This window comes from Microbispora sp. ZYX-F-249, from assembly GCF_039649665.1.
In the GTDB taxonomy this organism is placed as follows: domain Bacteria; phylum Actinomycetota; class Actinomycetes; order Streptosporangiales; family Streptosporangiaceae; genus Microbispora; species Microbispora maris.
Window position 1 is genome coordinate 1 of sequence record NZ_JBDJAW010000019.1, and the last position, 17,427, is coordinate 17,427.

Here is a 17,427-nt window from a genome sequence, read left to right on the forward strand (position 1 = left end):
GTCGCGCACCTGCTCGACCAGGTCCATGCCCTCGGGCAGTCGTACGGCGGCGAACGCCGCATGGGTGTGGAAACAGAATCGGCAGCGGTTCAGCGCGGAGACGTAGGTGGCGATCAATTCGCGTTCTCCGCGGCTGAGCGTGCCGTCCCCGCGTAACAGAACGTCCACCAGTTGGTTCAGCGGCAGCGCGGCCTCCGGGCGGAACCGGAAAAGGCCGCGAACTCCGGGCTCGTCGGTGGCGAGGGCGATATACGGCCGGGTGGACCCGCGGTGATTGGTGTGTTGCGGCCCGGTCCGCCCGCCCTGTCGTGGAGAAGGGACGATGGACAGTTCCGTGGCGACGTTCGGGCGTGCCGCGGGCGTTACGGTGTGTGTCATTTCCCTGACTTTCTCCTCGTGGTTTTTCCTCCCACCACCACGATGCGAAGAGAAAGGCGGGACAGCCAGGCGGAGGCGGATCAGCAAGATGTCCGCCGCTGGCATTCTTCTGTCAATTCCCGAACTTGACGGCGTCTCAGCCGGCGGCGACCAGGTGGCGCAGGGCCCGCTCGGAGGGGCTGCCCGGGTCCGCGGTGACGAACACCACGTGCTGGTCGTCGCCCGGGACGACGAGCACGTCGCAGTTCAGCCGCAGCCGGCCCGCCCTCGGGTGGACGACGACCTTGGTGCGGTGACCGGGATCGTGCACCGGGTCGGAATCCCAGATCTGGGTGAACTCCTCGCTGCCCGCCCGCAGATCCGCCAGCAGGCGCGCGAGCGCCTCGTCGTGCGGGTAACGCTGCGCGGCGAGGCGCAACCGGGACACGACGACGTGGCCGAACTCCTCGCTGCTCGAACTCTCGTGGTAGCCGCCGAGGAACCGCCTGCGGGCCAGGTTCGGCTGCGTCTCGAGATCGCCCAGCAGCGCGTACGCGAGCGGGTTCCAGGCCACGACGTCGTAGGTGGCGTCGGTGACGATGACCGCCGTGCCGGGGATGCGGTGCAGCAGTTCCGCCACATGGGGGCGGACCCGGCGCACCGGACCCGCGGGCGGCGTCGGGCCCGTGCCGGCGAGGTGGAACAGGTGGATCCGCTCGGCCGGATCCAGCCGGAGCGCGCCGGTGAGGGCGTCCAGGATCCGGGGTGAGGGACGCGGGCCCCGCGCCTGCTCGAGGCGGGTGTAGTAGTCCACGGACATGTGGGCCAGGTCGGCGACCTCCTCCCTGCGCAGGCCGGGAGTCCGGCGGCGCTCGTCGTCGGGCAGGCCGACGTCGCCCGGGCGCAGGCGCTCCCGCCTGTCGCGGAGGAAACGAGCCAGATCCCGTCTCACCACGGTGCCTCCTTCCGCTGCCAGGGATTCGTTGTCCCTGGATGGGTCGCCGCCGCCACGGAATGGTCGATGTCATGAACCTATCCACAGCACTGGTCACGGGTGCGAACAAGGGCATCGGCAAGGAGATCGCGCGGCAGCTCGCCGCCGAGGGGCTGACCGTCTACGTCGGATCGCGCGACGCGGACCGCGGCCGGAGGGCGGTCGAGGAGATCGGCGGCGACGCCCGGCTGCTGGTGCTCGACGTCACCGACGCCGGGAGCGTCGCCGCGGCGGCCAAGGAGGTGGAGAGCCTGGACATCCTGGTCAACAACGCCGGTGTCCAGGTGGACGGCGGATCCGCGCCGGACGCCGGCGTGGACAGCTTCCGGCGTACGTACGAGACGAACGTCTTCGGCGTCCTCGCGGTCACCAACGCGTTCCTGCCGGCGCTGCGCCGCTCGGCTTCGCCCCGGATCGTCAACGTCTCCAGCGGGACCGGATCGCTGACGTGGAGCGCGGATCCGGAGCACCACTTCGCCGCCTCGGCCGGCGCCGCCGCGGCCTACCGCTCGTCCAAGTCGGCACTCAACGCGTTGACGCTCTTCTACGCCCAGGCGCTCGCGGACGAGGGGTTCAAGGTGAACGCGCTGGCCCCGGGCCTGCGGGCGACCGACCTCGCCCCGGGGATCGCCGAGAGCGGTGGGGACCCGGCCGAGGGCGCGGCCGGCGCCGTCAGGCTGGCCCTGCTGCCCGGTGACGGCCCCACCGGCGGCTTCTTCTCCTGGGACGGAACGCCCGTCCCCTGGTAGGACCGGTCGCTCCCGTCAGACGGGGACGGGAACGGGCACGTGGGCCGTGCTCCGGCGGCGCTCGGCCTCGGCGCGGGTCGTCGCCTCCCTGACGGGGCGCCGCACGAGCATCCCCACCAGCGTGGCGGCGGCCGCGCTGCCCAGTCCGATGACCCAGCCCGCCGGGCCGAGCGGCCGGCAGCCGAAGACCGTGCTGACCCCCGGCACCGTGACGATGAGCCACAGGACGGCCAGCGACGACAGCGACGCGAGCACGACGATCCTGTCCCGGCCGCCGCCCGAGAGCGTCTGCAGGAGCTGGGCGGACACGAGCGCGACCAGGCCGATGGTGTCCGCGCGCACGCGGGTGCCGGTCATGCGGCCCAGGATCCACGCGGCCGTCGCCGCCGCCGTCGTGACCGCCGCGCGCAGGTAGATGTCGCGGGTCAGCGACGCGCCCAGCGACGCCTCCGGGCCCTCGGCGAGCAGCTTGTCCGGGTCGGTCGAGGCGGGCGGCCGCACGGCCACCGCCATGGCCGGCACCATGTCGGTGAGCAGGTTGACCAGCAGGAGCTGCCGGGCGTTGAGCGCGCTGCCGCCCGCCAGCAGGTTGGACCCCACGGTGAAGGCGATCTCGCCGATGTTGCCGCCGAGGAGGATGCTCAGCGCGTCGCGCACCGAGGTCCACATCGCCCTGCCCTCGACGATGGCGTCCACGATCGTCTCGATGCGGTCGTCGGTGACGACGAGGTCGGCGGCGGCCCGCGCGGCGGGCGTCGCCCGCGAACCGAGGGCGATGCCCACGTCGGCCGTGCGGATGGCGGGCGCGTCGTTGGCGCCGTCTCCGGTGACGGCGACGACCTCACCCGCCCGGCGCAGGCACGTGACGATCCTGGCCTTGTGCGCGGGGGTGGTCCTGGCGAAAACCGCCACGTCGGGCAGCACCTTGGTCAGCGTCTCGTCGTCCAGTTCGTCCAGCTCGGGGCCGGTCATGACGCGCTGGCCGTTCAACGCGTTCAGCTCGACCGCGATCGCCTCGGCGGTGCTGGGATGGTCGCCGGTGACCATGACGATCCGCACCCCGGCCCGCATGAGGCGCCTGACGCTCTCCGCGGCCGTGGACCTGACCGGGTCGGCCAGGCCGAGGAAGCCGAGGAAGCACAGCTCCTCGATGCGCGACTCGTCGAGGTCGCTCCGGTCGGAGGCGGGCCGCTGCGCGACGGCGAGCACGCGGTATCCCTGCCGGGCCAGCCGTTCCACCTCCTGCTCCAGCTCGGCGCGTACGGTCTCGTCGCAGGGGACGGGACCGGTGTCGCGGTGCACGGTGGTGCAGTGGGTGAGCACGATCTCGGGGGCGCCCTTCACACTGAGCAGGTGCCCGTGCTCGGTGCGGCCGAGCACCGCGTGGTAGCCCCGGCCCGGCTCGAACGGCATCTCGTCCACGCGCTCCCAGCTCTCCAACCCTTCGGCGGGCGTGACGTTCAGCCGCTGGGCGCCGTCGAGCACGGCGCGGTCGGTCGGGTGGGCGATCACCCGTCCCACACCGGACTTGGGACTGGCCCGTACGGCCGCGGCGAGGACGCGCCGCAGCCCGGCGTCCGTCTCCTCGAGCAGCTCCTCGACCGGGCGGCCGGCGCGCCCGTCCGACACGTGCCGCAGGTTGATGCGGCCCTCGGTCAGCGTGCCCGTCTTGTCGAAGCACAGCACGTTGACCCGCCCCAGGGCCTCGATCGTGGACGGGTTGCGCACCAGCGCGGCACGCCTGGACAGCCGCCGCGCCGCGGCCAGCTCCGCCACGGTGGCGATGAACGGGAGCCCCTCGGGCACGGCGGCGACCGTCAGGCTCACGGCCGGCGTGAGCGCCGCGGCCAGCGACCGTCCGCGCAGGAGGTCGGTGACGAGCAGTGCCAGCCCGGAGGCGATCGAGATCGGCAGGATGCGGCTGCTCAGCTCCCGCAGGCGCAGCTCCACCCCCGTGGGCGGGCTCGGCTCGCCCGCGAGCCTGGCGCTGCGCCCCGACTCGGTCATGTCGCCGGTCGCGACGACCACCGCACGTCCGCTGCCCGCCGCGATCGACGTGCCCAGGTAGACCATCGAGCTGCGGTCGGCGATGGCCGCCGCCACGGTCGGCGCGGCCGTCTTGGCGACGAGCTGGGACTCTCCGGTGAGCGTGGACTCGTCCACCTCCAGCCCGACGGCCTTGATCACGCGGGCGTCGGCGGGCACGGCGTCCCCGGCGCGCAGCTCGATGACGTCGCCGGGCGCGAGCTCGGCCGTCGTCGTCTCGACGACTCCCTCGGGGCGGCGCAGCCGTACGAGGACCTCGGTCGACTCGGTCAGGCGGTGCAGCGCCCGGTCGGCCTTGAACCGCTGCACGCCCCCGAGGAACGCGTTGATGACCATCACGCCGCTGATCAGCACGGCGTCGAGGGCCGAGCCGACGAGGGCCGATATCCCCGCGCCGGTGGCGAGGGCGGGCGTGAGCGGGTTCGCGAGCTCCTCCACCGTGGCCCGGGCCAGCGAGTGCGGGCCCTCCGCCTTCTCCGGCGCGGCCTCGGCGCGGCGCCTGCCCGCCTCCTGCTCGGCGATTCCCTGGACGGAGGAGCGGAGCCGGGAAAGCACCTCGTCGGCGGACATGGCGTGCCAGGGCGTGGTGTCGGCGCGCGGCGGGGTGGGGACGCGTCCCGCGTTCTGCCCGGACCATTCGCCCAGCACGATGGCGGCCAGCGAGACGACGGCGCTGGCCAGCTGCGCCCGGCGCAGGGCCGTGGCGGCCGGGCCCGCGACGGCCAGCAGGGTGCCGACCACCGCGCCGGCCGCGCCGAGCCGTACGGCGTTCCCGCTGGTGGCGCGGGCGCGGGGCAGGCAGCGCAGGAACAGGTGGACCCCGTGCAGCTCGCCGGCCACGTCGGCGTCCCAGGGCACGATGCCCTCCGGGCCGGCGGCCTCCGGGACGACCACTCCCACGCCGATGTCGGCCTGGGCGAGCGCGTGCGCGGCGCCCCGGGACACGACGACCACGCACCGGCCCTTCTCCTGCAGGTCGTACACGTGTCCGGCGAGTTCTTCGCCGCCCGGCAGCGTACGGCCGATCGCGAGGCGCTGCGCCAGGCCCTCGTCGCCGCCCGCGAGGAAGACGGCGCCGGCCGCCTTGGCCGCGCCGACGACGGGCACGGCCAGGGCGTCGATCTCCCGCGCGAGCCCGGCGACGGCGACCCGGGTGCCGTTCCTGGACACCTCCACCGCCCGCAGCCCGCGCGACCGCCACAGGGCGGCGTCCGCGACCAGGCCTTCGAGATCGGGCAGCGGCCGGACCGACCAGCCCTTCAGGGTCCGGGCGCGGCCGGGGTCGGAGAAGTCGATGAGGGAGTAGAGCCGGGAGTACAGCTCGTCGGTGTCCTGCCCTTCGAGCAGCGGCTCGACGCGGTCGATCGTCCACGAGCCGGTGGTCAGGGCGGCGGCGTCCAGGACGACGGTGTCGACGCGGTCCATCGTGCGCAGGCAGTCGGCGTCGAAGACGACCGTGTCGTGCTTGCCGAGCGCGCGGCTGATCGCGCCGGCGAACGCCTCGCGGCTGAGGTCGGCGACCCTGGGGGTGGCCGAGATGAGAACGGCGGCGGCCCGCTCGCCGCGGGCGAACACCCGGGCCACCGCGTAGGCGGCGGCGCTGATGGGGGCGACCACGTCCGCGTAGCGTTCGACCGGGCCGTGCGGCAGGTGCGTCGGGCGCCGCCGGGCCTCCGCCCGGATGTGGCGCCAGGCCCCCGGGCGGGAGGCCAGCCGCTCCTCGAGCTCCTCCCAGGCGTACCGGCTCGCCCTGGTCTCGACGTAGCGGCTCACGTTCGCGAAGGCCTGCACGAACAGTGCCACGGGGCGGAGCGTGAGCGTCTGGGTGACGAGGTTGGCGGTGGTGAACAGGGCCTCGGTGGGACCGCGCCCCAGCCGGTGGTCGAGCTGCTCGCGGATGGCGGGCGTGGCGTTGACCAGTTGCACCATCGCGGGGACGGCCGCCGGGAGCTGCGGGGCCCGCAGCGCCCTGCCCAGGAAGATCAGCCCGATCCCGGCGACGCCGGCCGTCAGCCGTACGGTCGCCCGCAGGTGTTCCTCCACGAGGTGGACGGGACTCTCCCGGGCGTGCTCCTCCTGCCCGTCGAGCTCCGCGGTCACGGCCAGGAGCTCGTCCTGGTCGACCCGGCCCGGGTCGCAGGCGACGAAGACGGCGCCGACGCGGCCGTTGACCTCCGCACGCTCGACGCCGTGGACGGCCTCCAGCCGTTCCTCCAGCCGTCCCGCGGCGGCCTCGGAGCCGGGCCGGCCGATCCCGCGCAGGTCGATGCGCAACCCACCGGGGCACAGGCGCATCTCGCGGGGGCACGGAAGCAGATCTCGGAACGGCTCGGGCAGCACGCCGCGCAGCAGGGCCGCGGACGTGTTGAGCACCCGGTTCAGGATCACATCACCCCTCCTCGCGAGAGTCGGGGGGAACTCACGGATGAATCCCGCCTGAACCCGTATGAAGGCTCAGACGCTGGTCATAACGGTCGTACGACCGTCGTCGGTTACCTTTCCTCCATCCGGAGCAGGAGAAACGCGGGATATGGGAAACCCGGAGAACGGTAGACGCGCCGCCCGCGATGGGCGCGGGCGGGGGGCCCGGGTGGAACCGCGGGGTCAGCCGACGGTGAAGGCGGGCCAGTCGAGGAGGGCGAGCAGCCTCCGCAGCGCCGGCGTGGCGTTGTGCAGCCGGATCGGCCGGCCCAGGGGCATGTCGGACAGCAGTGCCAGGGCGCGCAGGCCGTAGAGGTCGATGAACTGGAGTTCGGCGACGTCCACGGTTCCCGTCCCCGGCCTCGTCCACTCCCTGAGGAGGGTGTCGGCCATCGCGTCGCCGTTGGTGAGATCGATCTGCCCGATCAGTCGTACGGAGCCGTCGTCGGAGGTGCGTACGACCAGTTGCTTGTCGAGATAGAGCAGGTTCTGCTTGCGCAGAGCGGATTCGAACGAACCATTGATGGTCATCATGTCGGAGCCGCCTTCCTGTAGAGGGGCAGCCAACTCCGAGCATCACCGTCGCCGCTCGCCGCTGTCAACCGAAGCGCGGTCCCCGCGCCCGCCCCGCCGATCACCGGCCCGCCGTCGCATGGCCCGCGGCCTGCGCCGAAGCCCTATGGGCCGCACGGCGGGACGGTGACGTATTTCACGTTTATCGCCCCGGACGACGTCTCAGGGTTTGTGGGCGACGGCACCGACGAACGTGTGGTAGGTGATGCCGTGTTCGACAAAGTCGCCGGGATCCGGCCGCCACTCGGCGAGCGGCACCAGGCCGGGCTCGAGGATCGGCAGGTCGCCGAAGTAGGCGAGGATCTCGTCGCGGGTGCGCCACCGGCCCGTGCCGAGGTTCTCGTTGAACAGCCTCTCGGCCGACGTGGCCTGCGCCGACACCTCGGGCATGGCCGGCCCCGGGTTGTGGAAATGGGACAGCGCCAGATAGCTGCCGGAGGGCAGGGCCGAGCGGAAACGGGCGGCGATGCCCTGGGGGTCCTCGTGGTCGTTGACGTGGTGCAGGATCGCGAACAGCAGCAGGGCCACCGGCTGGTCGAAGTCGATGAGCGCCCCGACCGAGGGGTGGTTCAGGATCGACTCCGGGTCACGGATGTCGGCCTCGACGACCGTGGTGCTCCCGTTCGTGGCGAGCAGCGCCCGGCCGTGCGCGAGCACGATCGGGTCGTTGTCGACGTAGACGACCCGCGCCTCCGGGGCGATTTCCTGGGCCACCTCGTGCACGTTGCCCTGGGTCGGCAGACCCGAGCCGATGTCGAGGAACTGCCGGATGCCCGCCTCGGCCGCGAGATAACGGACGACGCGCCGGAGGAAGGCGCGGTTCGCGCGGCCCGCCGCGGGAGCGTCCGGCGCGATCAGCAACGTCGCCTCGCCCACCTGCCGGTCGATGGCGAAGTTGTCCTTCCCGCCGAGGAAGAAGTCGTAGACACGGGCGATGCTCGGTTTGCTCGTGTCGATCCTGGTCGCCGCCTGCTCGTCGTCCGCCGGGGCACCGCTCACGTGCTGGTCGTCGTCGGCCATGATCCGTCCTGCTCCCTCGCTGTACGGGTCCAGATCGCGATCATGGTAAATCCCCCGGGGGCCGCGGGGAGGATGTTTGCGATAACTGGCACGAACAGCTCGCCCAACGGGCGAAGCCGGGCGCATCCGGCCAGTCGTGCCTGTCGGACCAGTCGGGGCATTCGGCCGGCCGGGCGCATCGGGTCGGCGGGGTCGGCGGGTGTGGGTCAGTCCGGGTCGGCGGGGTCGGCGGCTGTGGGCCGGCCCGATCGGTCCGGATCGGCCGAGTCGACCGGTGGGCGGCCGCCGAGAGGACGGCCGCCCACCGGTCGCCGAATCAGACGCTGACGCCGACCCCGCCGCGTGTCTGCGCGCCGTACCGCTCCAGCTCCTTGGCCAGGTCGAGCGGCCTGATCTGGCTGCGCCCCGCCAGGGTCTCCTCGGTGAGCAGGTCCGCGGGCACCAGCCAGGAGACCTCGAACTCCAGCCCGTCCGGGTCCTTCGCGTACAGGGCCTTGGTGGTGGAGTGGTCGGAGGCGCCGACCAGGGCGTTCATCTCGGTCAGCGTGGCCGCGATCCGCTGCAGCTCGGCGAGCGTGTCCACCTCCCACGCGAGGTGGTAGAGGCCGACCGTCGCGCGCCCGGCGGACGACGGCCCCGCCTGCGTCCCGATCTGGAACAGCCCGAGGTCGTGGTCGTTCGAGGATCCCTCGGCCTGCAGGAACGCGGCCCCGGGGAACGCCTGGACGACGCGGAACCCGAGGGCTTCCTGGTAGAAGGCCACGCTGCGGGAGACGTCCCGCACGTAAAGCACGGCATGGTTGAGTCGCTGGACCGGCATGACGCCCTCCCGAAAACTTGAACTCTCAAGTAATTGTACCTCGCCGGTTCTCCCGGAAACTGTCGGTGGCAGGTCGTACGGTGGCCAGCGGCAGAGCCGCCAGGGGGTGGCGGGCCGCCCACCGGGGTTCCGTACGGCGCCGGAGCGGGCGGTCAGTAGCGGCGCCGGCGTCGGGGCCGGCAGAGGGGGGCGTCATGATCGTCGACAGGGCGACGCGGGAGCGCGAGGACAACCTGGTCCTGTTCCGGGCGGTGCACGAGGTCGCCGTCCGCCATGCCGGTGCGCCATTCCACCAGGTGATCGCGGCGCTGACCTCCTGCCTGCCCGGCACGCCCCGGCTGGCCGCCGACGAGCTGCGGCGCATCGCCGAGGAGATCAGCCTCGGCCGCGATCCCTCGGGCCTGTGATCCCCGTGGGCCGCACGTGCCGGGTGGGTCCCGGGATCGCCGTCCGGGACAGTGGGGGGCCCGCGTGAACGTCGTGGAGTTCCGCCTCGACCCGCCTGCCGGAGACTGGGCTTTCGGGAACGTGGAGATCCTCGTCGACGGGGTCCCGCTCCGCGACCTGGCCAAGGTCGTCGAAGCGCCCTTCGCCGCATCCGAAGGGCACCCCGGCATCGCAGGCGCGTATGAGGGACTGTCGGAACGGTTGTGCTGGCCCAGCCGCCATTTCCTCGGCGAACCGGAACTGCGGTGGTTCGACGAGGGGGAGACCGTCCTGCTGGGCTGCGACTGCGGTGAGTGGGGCTGCTGGCCTCTGACCGCCCGGGTGGAGGTCACCGGTACGACCGTCGTCTGGAGCGGCTTCCGCAACGGTCACCGGGACGGCCAGTGGGATCTGAGCGCGCTCGGGCCCTTCGTCTTCGAGCGCGGGCAGTACGAGGCCGCGCTGCGGGCCACTCAGCGGGACGACGGCGCCCGCTAGCCCTGCAGGAGGGCGGCGGGGTCGGCCATGACCTGCTCGATCACCTGGCCGGCGGCGCCGAGGGCGGCGGCCTCGGCGCCGAGCCGTGAGACGACCACGGGCGGCACGGCGCCGCGCATCTGCCCGAGGTGGGCCTTCAGCGTGTCGGCGACCGTGTGACCGATCCAGGGGAAGAGCGGTGCGTAGATCCCGCCCAGGACGATCGCGTCGGGGTCCACCAGGTTGACCGCCGACGACAGGGCCACGCCGAGCGCCCACGCGGCCCGCTCACACGCGGCACGCGCGTTCTCGTCGCCCTCCCGGAGCCGGGAAAGCACCCACGACAGGCCCTGCTGCGCGGGAAGGAGCATCTCCGGCGAGGGCGACGCGGACGTCACCACCGCCTCCGCCCAGCTCGTGCGGCCGAGATGCGGCGGCGGCCCGTCGTCGTCCCCGGCCCCTGCGCCGGAGGCCGCGCCTGCTTCGGCGCCGTCCGCCACACGGTGGCTCGTCCCCGCTCCGCCGTCGGCCGTGGTCCCTGCTCCGCCGTGATCCGGCACGCCGGAGGTCGTCAGCGCCCTGTCGCGGGCTCCACCGGTCGCCTGGTCCGTGCCTTCGCGCGGCTCGTCTGCCGGCACCTCCACGGACGCCCCCGCCCGCCGCGTACCGGCGGCGGGACCGATCGGCGCGGCGCCGCGGACGGCGGTCAGGAGGGCGTCCTGCCCGGCGTACTGTTCGAGGCAGCCACGGCCGCCGCAGCGGCACGGCGGGCCGCCGGGGGAGACGACGATGTGCCCGAGCTCGCCGGCCAGGCCGTGCGCGCCCCGGAAGAGCCGGCCGCGGACCACGAGACCGGCGCCGATGCCGATCTCTCCCGACACGTGCAGGAAGTCGGGCAGGCCGGATCCGAACCACAGCTCGCCGAGCGCGGCCAGGTTTGCCTCGTTCTCCACACCTACGGGGAAGGGGAACCGCAGGAGCGACGCCAGCGGCACATCGCGCCAGCCGAGGTTCGGCGCGTTGTGGACGACCCCGCTGGTCATGTCCACAGGACCCGGTACGGCCAGCACGCCGCCGACCACCCGCAGGCCTTTCTCCACAGCTTCGTCCACAACCGTGGCGGCCAAATCCCCAAGTCGCGCGATCACATCCACAGGGGCCGCGGTCCGGTTGTCCACAGCCTGTGTACGGCGCAGCCGTACCGTCCGGGCGAGGTCGACCACGCACACCGCGAGGTAGTCGACGTTGACCTCGAGCCCGAGGGCGGCGATGCGCCGCCCGCTGATCCGGATCTCGACCCCGGGCCTGCCGCGCTCGCCGTCGCGCACGGTCCCGGTCTCCACCACGAGCCCGCCCTCGATGAGGTCGGCGACGAGCTTGGACACCGTCGTCTTGGTCAGGCCGGTGATCTCGGCAAGGGCGGCGCGTGTCACCGACCCCCGGGCGCCGACCGCGCCGAGGACGAGCGCCAGGTTCCGGGCGCGCATCGCGTCATGCCGCAGGGCCTGCGTCATCGCACCTCCTCGCCCGTGGTGCGCACCACCGGTAACGCGGGCGTCATCGCGCTCCTTCACGTGTGTCCCGTCTCACACCCCGCGGCCCGCGTCATCACATCCTCCACTGAGTGGCGTTGATAACACCGACACACCCTCTTGACCGTACGGCTTGTCACGTCCGATATTTAGTCCACAACATAGACTAATTCGGAGGCGATTCATGTACACCCCCACTCCCGAGGACCGATTCACGTTCGGGCTGTGGACCGTCGGCTGGCAGGCGCGCGACCAGTTCGGCGACGCGTCCCGGGCTCCGCTGGACCCGGTCGAGAGCGTCCACCGCCTGGCCGAGCTCGGCGCGTACGGTGTGACCTTCCACGACGACGACCTCCTCGCGGTGGAGCCGGACCGGGCCAAGGCGATCGAGAACCTCAAGAAGGCGCTGGCCGACACCGGCATGAAGGTGCCGATGGCCACCACCAACCTCTTCACCCACCCGATCTTCAAGGACGGCGGGTTCACCAGCAACGACCGCGAGGTCCGGCGCTACGCCCTGCGCAAGGTCATGCGCAACATCGACCTCGCCGCCGAGCTGGGCGCCAAGACGTACGTGTGCTGGGGCGGCCGTGAGGGCGCCGAGTCCGAGGCCGCCAAGGACGTGCGGGTCGCGCTCGACCGCTACAAGGAGGGCTTCGACCTCCTGTGCCAGTACGTGATCGACAAGGGCTACGACATCCGCTTCGCCGTCGAGCCCAAGCCGAACGAGCCGCGCGGCGACATCCTGCTCCCGACGATCGGGCACGCCCTGGCGTTCATCAACTCGCTCGAGCACCCCGAGATGGTGGGCCTCAACCCCGAGACCGGTCACGAGCAGATGGCCGGCATGAACTTCGTGCACGGCATCGCGCAGGCGCTGTGGCACGGCAAGCTGTTCCACATCGACCTCAACGGCCAGCACGGCCCGAGGTTCGACCAGGACCTCATCTTCGGCCACGGCGACGTCAAGAACGCGTTCTTCCTCGTCGACCTGCTGGAGAACGGCGGCTACGACGGCCCGCGCCACTTCGACTACAAGCCGCTGCGCACCGAGGACAAGCAGGACGTCTGGGACTCGGCCGCGGCCAACATGCGGACCTACCTCATCTTCAAGGAGAAGTCGAAGGCCTACCGCGCCGACCCCGAGGTGCAGGAGGCGCTGGAGGCCAGCAAGTGCAACGAGCTGGCCCAGCCGACCCTCGCCACGGGCGAGACCTACGAGGACATCCTGGCCGAGTCGATCGACGTGGACGCGGTGGCGGAGCGCGGCTACCACTTCACCCGGCTCAACCAGCTCGCGCTGGAGCACCTCCTCGGCGTGCGCGGCTGAACGGATCAGTGAGAGCGGAGGGACGACTGTGACGCTGGTCGCGGGGGTCGACTCGTCGACCCAGAGCTGCAAGGTCGTCATCCGGGACGCGGAGAGCGGGGCCCTCGTGCGCGAGGGCCGCGCCCCCCACCCCGACGGCACGGAGGTCCATCCCGACCACTGGTGGACCGCGCTGCAGAGCGCGATCGAGCAGGCGGGCGGCCTGGCGGACGTCGCCGCCGTCAGCGTGGGCGCGCAGCAGCACGGCATGGTCTGCCTCGACGAGGACGGCGAGGTGGTCCGGCCCGCGCTGCTGTGGAACGACACCCGCTCGGCCGGGGCGGCGACCGACCTGGTCGCCGAGCTGGGCGGCCCCAAGGCGTGGGCCGAGGCCGTCGGCAGCGTGCCGGTGGCCTCCTTCACGGTGACCAAGCTCCGCTGGCTCGCCGCGAACGAGCCGGACAACGCGCGCCGTACGCGGTCGGTGTGCCTGCCGCACGACTGGCTCACCTGGCGGCTGGCCGGCCGGCCCGGCACGATCACGACGGACCGGGGCGACGCCTCCGGCACCGGTTACTGGTCGCCCGCGACCGGGGAGTACCGGACGGACCTGCTCGAACTCGCCATGGGCAGGGTGCCGGAACTGCCCCGCGTGCTCGGTCCCGCCGAACAGGCGGGAACGGCCGAGCAGGGCGGCGCGCTGCTCGCGCCCGGCACGGGCGACAACATGGCGGCGGCGCTCGGCGTCGGCATGCGGCCCGGTGACGTGGTCGTGTCCATCGGCACCTCCGGGACGGCGTTCGCCGTCGCCGAGGGGCCGTCCGCCGACCCCTCCGGGGCGGTCGCCGGGTTCGCCGACGCCACCGGGCGCTATCTCCCGCTGGTCTGCACGCTGAACGCGGCGCGGGTGCTGGACGCGGCGGCCCGGATGCTCCGGGTCACTCCCCAGGAGCTGAGCGACCTGGCTCTGCGGGCCCCCGCGGGTGCGGACGGGCTGGTGCTCGTGCCGTACCTGGAAGGGGAGCGCACCCCGAACCGGCCCGACGCCACCGGTTCACTGCACGGCCTGCGGCTGGGCAACTCCACCCCGGAGCACCTGGCAAGGGCCGCGGTGGAGGGCATGCTCTGCGGGCTCGCCGACGCGCTGGACGCTCTCGGCCTCGAGCCGCAGCGCGTGCTGCTCATCGGCGGCGGCGCCCGCTCGGAGGCCGTACGCCGCATCGCGCCGACCGTCTTCGGGCGTCCGGTGCTCGTGCCCACCCCCGGCGAGTACGTCGCGGACGGCGCGGCCAAGCAGGCCGCCTGGCTGCTGTCCGGGGATCCGGAACCGCCGGTGTGGGACACCGGCGCGACCGAGCGGTACGAGGCCGACCCCACCTCCGGCCTGCGTGAGCGGTACCACGAGGCCGCGCAGGAGTGACGTCCCGGGTGGGGCCCCCGGAGACCCTGGGGACCCCGGGGACCCCACCCTGAGACGACCCTGACCCCTTCTCGGGGGGATCTACGCGTTGTCCCGGATGTTAGGAACGGGCCGTACGCGGGATTCTCAACGTATGGTCAAGAGGCTTTACCCCCTGCTCGCCGGCGGCGGCATCCTGCTCGCGGTCGTCACCGTGGTGACGGCGCAGGTGGGCGGGGACGCCTCCTTGAACCCCGTCTCCATGACGATCAGCCAGTACGCCGCCCGCGACGAGGGCGGCGCCATCGAGACGGCCATGGCCGTCCTCGGGCTGGCCTCGCTCGCGCTGCTGGCCGGGATGCGCGCGCTCGACGCGCCGGTGGACGGCTGGCCCGCCCGCCTGATCGGCCTGTGGAGCGTCTCGCTCATCGGTGCCGCCGTGATGCCGTCGGGCACGGCCTGGCAGGGGGACGTGCACGGCGTACTGTCCGCGGTGGCCTTCGTGAGCGTGCCCGCCGCCGCGATCCAGCTGGTGGGCCGCCTGGGACAGGACGAGCGCTGGAAGGCCGCCGCCCGGCCGCTGGAGTGGCTGGCGCTCGCCTCCGGCCTCGGCCTGGCGGTCATCACGTACGTCGCGCTGCCCGGCCACGGCGTCATGATCGGCCTGGTGGAGCGCCTGCTCCTGACCGCCGAGGTGGCCGTCCTCGGAGTGCTCGCCGTACGGCTCGCGCAGCTCGCCTGGGGACCGTGGCTGAGAGTGCGTGCCGCCGGCCGGCGCGCCGGTTTCCTCGTGCACCGCTGACGGTGGGGGGACATCGGGCCGCGCGGGCGCGGGGGCGCCGCGCGGCCCGGTGCTGTCCTGTGGAAGCAGATCCGGTCTGTGGAAGCGGGGTGCGGTCTGTGGAAGCCGGGCGAGGCTTTTGTGGAGAGCGGAGCGGGTCAGGGCGCGCCGAGCAGATCGCGCAGCCGCTCGGCGTACGGCCGCCAGTCGAGGCCTTTGCCCGCCGCCCAGGCGTCGTCGTGGCAGGTCGCGAGATGACGCTCGCCCGCGTCGCCGATCACGCCGACCACCTCGCCGCGCTCGCCCCGATCGCGCATCCGGATGATCAGTTCGAGGGCCGCCCACAGGTTCGTCCCCGTGGCGGGGCCGACCGCGAGCCCGGTCACCCGCCGGACGTGGCGGGCGGCGGCCACGCTCGCCGCGTCGGGCACGGGGACGACCAGGTCGACGAGCGCGGAGTCGAAGGCGGGCTCCATCCGCGGCCGGCCGACGCCCTCGATGCGGCTGGGCATGCCCGTGGCGTAGTCCGGGGCGCCGGTGGCCCAGCCGGGGAAGTAGGCGGAGTTCTCCGGATCGGCCACGGCCAGCCTCCCCGGCAGATCGTGATCCCGCAGATGCCGGCCGATCGCGGCGGACGTGGCGCCGGTGCCCGCCCCGACCACGATCCAGCGGGGGCAGCCGTCGACCTGCCCGAACAACTCGTCGGCCAGGCTCGCGCCACGCCAGTCGACCGCGGCGGCCGAGCGGTAGTGATCGAGGTAGTGCCCGCCGATCTCGTCGGCGAGGCGGGCGGCCTCCTCGTAGACGGCGAGCGGAGGATCGACGTGCCGGCAGGCGCCGCCCAGCCGCTCGACACCGGCCCCGGACGACTTCTTCGGCATCACCGCGATGTACGGCAGGCCGAGCAGCCGGGCGAACCACGCCTCGGCGACCGCCATGGGACCGCCGGTGGCGTCGACCACGGTCGTCCCCTCGGTGATCCGTCCGGAGGCGATCGCCCGGGCGAACAGGGCGCGGGCCAGGCGGTGCTTGAGACCCCCGGTGGGCTGCGCCGACTCGTCTTTCAGCCGCAGCCGCACCCCCCACTCCGCAGGCAGGGGGAACTCGCGGAGCGGAGTCGTGCCGGCCTCCGCCCGCTCCCGGTCGAGGAGCGCGACGGCCTCGGCCGCCCATTCAGAGATCACGGTCGCACCCTAGACGACCGCCGGGGTGGCCGATCCGCGATGCCGGAGATGCGTCCCGCATGCCGGTGAGGCAGACTTGCGGCGCGGCCGCCGGTGCCGACGCGATCGCGATCACGAGTCGGACGGGACAGGACACGACATGACCGAAGCGGTGAAGGGCCCCGCCAGTTACTTCCCCTCGATTGAGAAGAAGCACGGCAGGCCGATCCCCGAGTGGAAGGACCTCATCCGCAGCTCCCCGCTGACCAAGCACATGGAGCTCGTCTCCTGGCTGAAGGAGGAGCACGGGCTCGGGCACGGGCATGCGAACGCCCTCGTCGCGCACACCCTCGCCGAGGACAGCGCCGAGTAGGAGCCGGGGGCAGGGCCGGGGCCGGCACGCGGTCCCGGCCCCGCCGGGCAGATCAGCGCTGGGCGGCCGTCAGCATCTTGAGCGCGTGCTCCACGAGCGTGACGAGCACGACCTTGGCCGAGGCGCGGCGCCGTACGTCGCAGAGCAGGACGGGGACGTCGGGGTCGAGATCGAGGGCGATCCGCACGTCCTCGGGCTCGTGCCGATCGGCGCCGTCGAAGCAGTTCACGGCGACGATGAACGGCGTGCCGCGCTGCTCGAAGTAGTCGATCGACGGAAAGCAGTCGGTCAGCCTGCGGGTGTCGGCCAGCACGACGGCCCCGAGCGCGCCGTAGGACAACTCGTCCCACATGAACCAGAAGCGCTCCTGTCCGGGGGTGCCGAACAGGTAGACCACGAGCCCTTCCCTGATGGTGATGCGGCCGAAGTCCATGGCCACGGTCGTGGTCGTCTTTCCTTCCACGCCGTCGGTGTCGTCGACGCCGACGCCGCGATCGGACAGCACCTCCTCGGTGCGCAGGGGGCGAATCTCGCTGATCGCGCCGACCAGCGTGGTCTTGCCGACGCCGAAGCCGCCGGCCACCAATATCTTGAGGGCGACCGGCTCCTCAGAGGGCGCGAAGGCCATTGATCACTTCCTTGAGAATGCGCTCGCTTGGCAGCGGCGCCACCTTGCCCGGAGCCCGTACGTCGACGAGCCCGAGGTCGTGCAGATCCCCGATCAGAACCCGGACCACGCCCAGCGGCAGGTCGATGTCGGACGCGATGTCCGCCACCGACGCGCCACGGCGCGCGAGCTCGAGGATCCGCCGCTGCTCGGGGCCCATGCCGGGGACGTCCCTCGGTGAGCCCGAGGTGGTCACCATGGTGATCAGGTCGAGCTTGGCCCCGGAGTGCCGTGCCCGGCCCCCCGTCAGCGCGTAGGGCCGGACCAACGGTCCGGCCTCCTCGTCCATCCACTGGGGTCCCGTCATGTGGCCGCCAATC

The 17,427-nt window shown here is 72.8% G+C and carries 17 protein-coding genes; 7 read left to right on the forward strand and 10 right to left on the reverse strand.

Going from position 1 to position 17,427, the window contains the following annotated elements; genetic code table 11:
* Together AAH991_RS22365 and AAH991_RS22370 are read right to left on the reverse strand one after the other, a co-directional pair.
* Nucleotides 1-378 (reverse strand): carboxymuconolactone decarboxylase family protein (locus tag AAH991_RS22365; RefSeq protein WP_346227834.1); only part of this gene is annotated, 378 nt, incomplete at its 3' end.
* Nucleotides 379-514: 136 nt separating this feature from the next.
* On the reverse strand, nt 515-1,312 hold the full coding sequence (locus AAH991_RS22370; RefSeq protein WP_346227835.1) for a helix-turn-helix transcriptional regulator: 798 nt from the start codon (nt 1,310-1,312) through the stop codon (nt 515-517).
* 71 nt (nt 1,313-1,383) lie between these two features.
* Here AAH991_RS22370 and AAH991_RS22375 point away from each other — a divergent pair, with 71 nt between their 5' ends.
* Nucleotides 1,384-2,100, forward strand: coding sequence for an SDR family oxidoreductase (locus AAH991_RS22375; RefSeq protein WP_346227836.1), 717 nt, complete (start codon nt 1,384-1,386; stop codon nt 2,098-2,100).
* Between the two features lie 15 nt (nt 2,101-2,115).
* Here AAH991_RS22375 and AAH991_RS22380 read toward each other — a convergent pair whose 3' ends face one another.
* From AAH991_RS22380 to AAH991_RS22395, 4 genes are all read right to left on the reverse strand, one after another.
* Nucleotides 2,116-6,534 carry a cation-translocating P-type ATPase gene (locus AAH991_RS22380; protein WP_346227837.1) on the reverse strand — a complete coding sequence of 1,473 codons (4,419 nt, stop codon included), beginning with the start codon at nt 6,532-6,534 and terminating at the stop codon, nt 2,116-2,118.
* A gap of 216 nt (nt 6,535-6,750) precedes the next feature.
* Nucleotides 6,751-7,101, reverse strand: coding sequence for an STAS domain-containing protein (locus tag AAH991_RS22385; protein ID WP_346227838.1), 351 nt, complete (start codon nt 7,099-7,101; stop codon nt 6,751-6,753).
* Between the two features lie 201 nt (nt 7,102-7,302).
* On the reverse strand, nt 7,303-8,160 hold the full coding sequence (locus AAH991_RS22390; protein ID WP_346227839.1) for an SAM-dependent methyltransferase: 858 nt from the start codon (nt 8,158-8,160) through the stop codon (nt 7,303-7,305).
* A 316-nt stretch (nt 8,161-8,476) separates the two neighbouring features.
* Nucleotides 8,477-8,980: a VOC family protein gene (locus tag AAH991_RS22395; protein ID WP_346227840.1), complete on the reverse strand. Its 504-nt coding sequence runs from the start codon at nt 8,978-8,980 to the stop codon at nt 8,477-8,479.
* Between the two features lie 194 nt (nt 8,981-9,174).
* On the opposite strand from AAH991_RS22395, the gene AAH991_RS22400 reads away from it, so the two are divergent.
* Nucleotides 9,175-9,387, forward strand: a complete 213-nt coding sequence (locus AAH991_RS22400; RefSeq protein ID WP_346227841.1) for a hypothetical protein — start codon at nt 9,175-9,177, stop codon at nt 9,385-9,387.
* A 64-nt stretch (nt 9,388-9,451) separates the two neighbouring features.
* Nucleotides 9,452-9,904, forward strand: a complete 453-nt coding sequence (locus AAH991_RS22405) for a hypothetical protein (RefSeq protein WP_346227842.1) — start codon at nt 9,452-9,454, stop codon at nt 9,902-9,904.
* Here AAH991_RS22405 and AAH991_RS22410 read toward each other — a convergent pair.
* Nucleotides 9,901-11,397, reverse strand: coding sequence for an ROK family transcriptional regulator (locus tag AAH991_RS22410; protein WP_346227843.1), 1,497 nt, complete (start codon nt 11,395-11,397; stop codon nt 9,901-9,903). The genes AAH991_RS22405 and AAH991_RS22410 overlap by 4 nt on opposite strands.
* A 202-nt stretch (nt 11,398-11,599) precedes the next feature.
* On the opposite strand from AAH991_RS22410, the gene xylA reads away from it, so the two are divergent.
* From xylA to AAH991_RS22425, 3 genes are all read left to right on the forward strand, one after another.
* A complete protein-coding gene (gene xylA / locus AAH991_RS22415) occupies nt 11,600-12,745 on the forward strand; it encodes a xylose isomerase (protein ID WP_346227844.1) in 1,146 nt (381 codons plus the stop codon).
* Between the two features lie 28 nt (nt 12,746-12,773).
* A complete protein-coding gene (xylB, locus tag AAH991_RS22420; protein ID WP_346227845.1) occupies nt 12,774-14,144 on the forward strand; it encodes a xylulokinase in 1,371 nt (456 codons plus the stop codon).
* 133 nt (nt 14,145-14,277) lie between these two features.
* Nucleotides 14,278-14,925, forward strand: a complete 648-nt coding sequence (locus AAH991_RS22425; protein ID WP_346227846.1) for a DUF998 domain-containing protein — start codon at nt 14,278-14,280, stop codon at nt 14,923-14,925.
* 137 nt (nt 14,926-15,062) lie between these two features.
* Here the strand turns inward: AAH991_RS22425 and AAH991_RS22430 are convergent, their stop codons facing one another.
* A complete protein-coding gene (locus AAH991_RS22430) occupies nt 15,063-16,088 on the reverse strand; it encodes a PLP-dependent cysteine synthase family protein (protein WP_346227847.1) in 1,026 nt (341 codons plus the stop codon).
* Between the two features lie 139 nt (nt 16,089-16,227).
* Between AAH991_RS22430 and AAH991_RS22435 the strand changes: the two genes are divergently transcribed.
* Complete coding sequence (locus tag AAH991_RS22435; protein ID WP_346227848.1) at nt 16,228-16,440, forward strand: DUF4287 domain-containing protein; 213 nt, start codon at nt 16,228-16,230, stop codon at nt 16,438-16,440.
* Between the two features lie 52 nt (nt 16,441-16,492).
* Here AAH991_RS22435 and AAH991_RS22440 read toward each other — a convergent pair whose 3' ends face one another.
* Nucleotides 16,493-17,068: a GTP-binding protein gene (locus AAH991_RS22440; protein WP_079314623.1), complete on the reverse strand. Its 576-nt coding sequence runs from the start codon at nt 17,066-17,068 to the stop codon at nt 16,493-16,495.
* Complete coding sequence (locus tag AAH991_RS22445; RefSeq protein WP_169985556.1) at nt 17,049-17,414, reverse strand: DUF742 domain-containing protein; 366 nt, start codon at nt 17,412-17,414, stop codon at nt 17,049-17,051. Before AAH991_RS22445 ends, AAH991_RS22440 begins: the two co-directional genes overlap by 20 nt.
* Nucleotides 17,415-17,427 lie beyond the last annotated feature (13 nt).

Bases quoted from the DNA above. Each gene is read 5' to 3' on its own strand.
- AAH991_RS22375 (WP_346227836.1), top strand. From the start codon at position 1,384: ATGAACCTATCCACAGCACTGGTCACGGGTGCGAACAAGGGCATCGGC.
- AAH991_RS22385 (WP_346227838.1), bottom strand. From the start codon at position 7,101: ATGATGACCATCAATGGTTCGTTCGAATCCGCTCTGCGCAAGCAGAAC.
- AAH991_RS22390 (WP_346227839.1), bottom strand. From the start codon at position 8,160: ATGGCCGACGACGACCAGCACGTGAGCGGTGCCCCGGCGGACGACGAG.
- AAH991_RS22395 (WP_346227840.1), bottom strand. From the start codon at position 8,980: ATGCCGGTCCAGCGACTCAACCATGCCGTGCTTTACGTGCGGGACGTC.
- AAH991_RS22400 (WP_346227841.1), top strand. From the start codon at position 9,175: ATGATCGTCGACAGGGCGACGCGGGAGCGCGAGGACAACCTGGTCCTG.
- AAH991_RS22410 (WP_346227843.1), bottom strand. From the start codon at position 11,397: ATGACGCAGGCCCTGCGGCATGACGCGATGCGCGCCCGGAACCTGGCG.
- xylA (WP_346227844.1), top strand. From the start codon at position 11,600: ATGTACACCCCCACTCCCGAGGACCGATTCACGTTCGGGCTGTGGACC.
- AAH991_RS22425 (WP_346227846.1), top strand. From the start codon at position 14,278: ATGGTCAAGAGGCTTTACCCCCTGCTCGCCGGCGGCGGCATCCTGCTC.
- AAH991_RS22435 (WP_346227848.1), top strand. From the start codon at position 16,228: ATGACCGAAGCGGTGAAGGGCCCCGCCAGTTACTTCCCCTCGATTGAG.
- AAH991_RS22440 (WP_079314623.1), bottom strand. From the start codon at position 17,068: ATGGCCTTCGCGCCCTCTGAGGAGCCGGTCGCCCTCAAGATATTGGTG.
- AAH991_RS22445 (WP_169985556.1), bottom strand. From the start codon at position 17,414: ATGACGGGACCCCAGTGGATGGACGAGGAGGCCGGACCGTTGGTCCGG.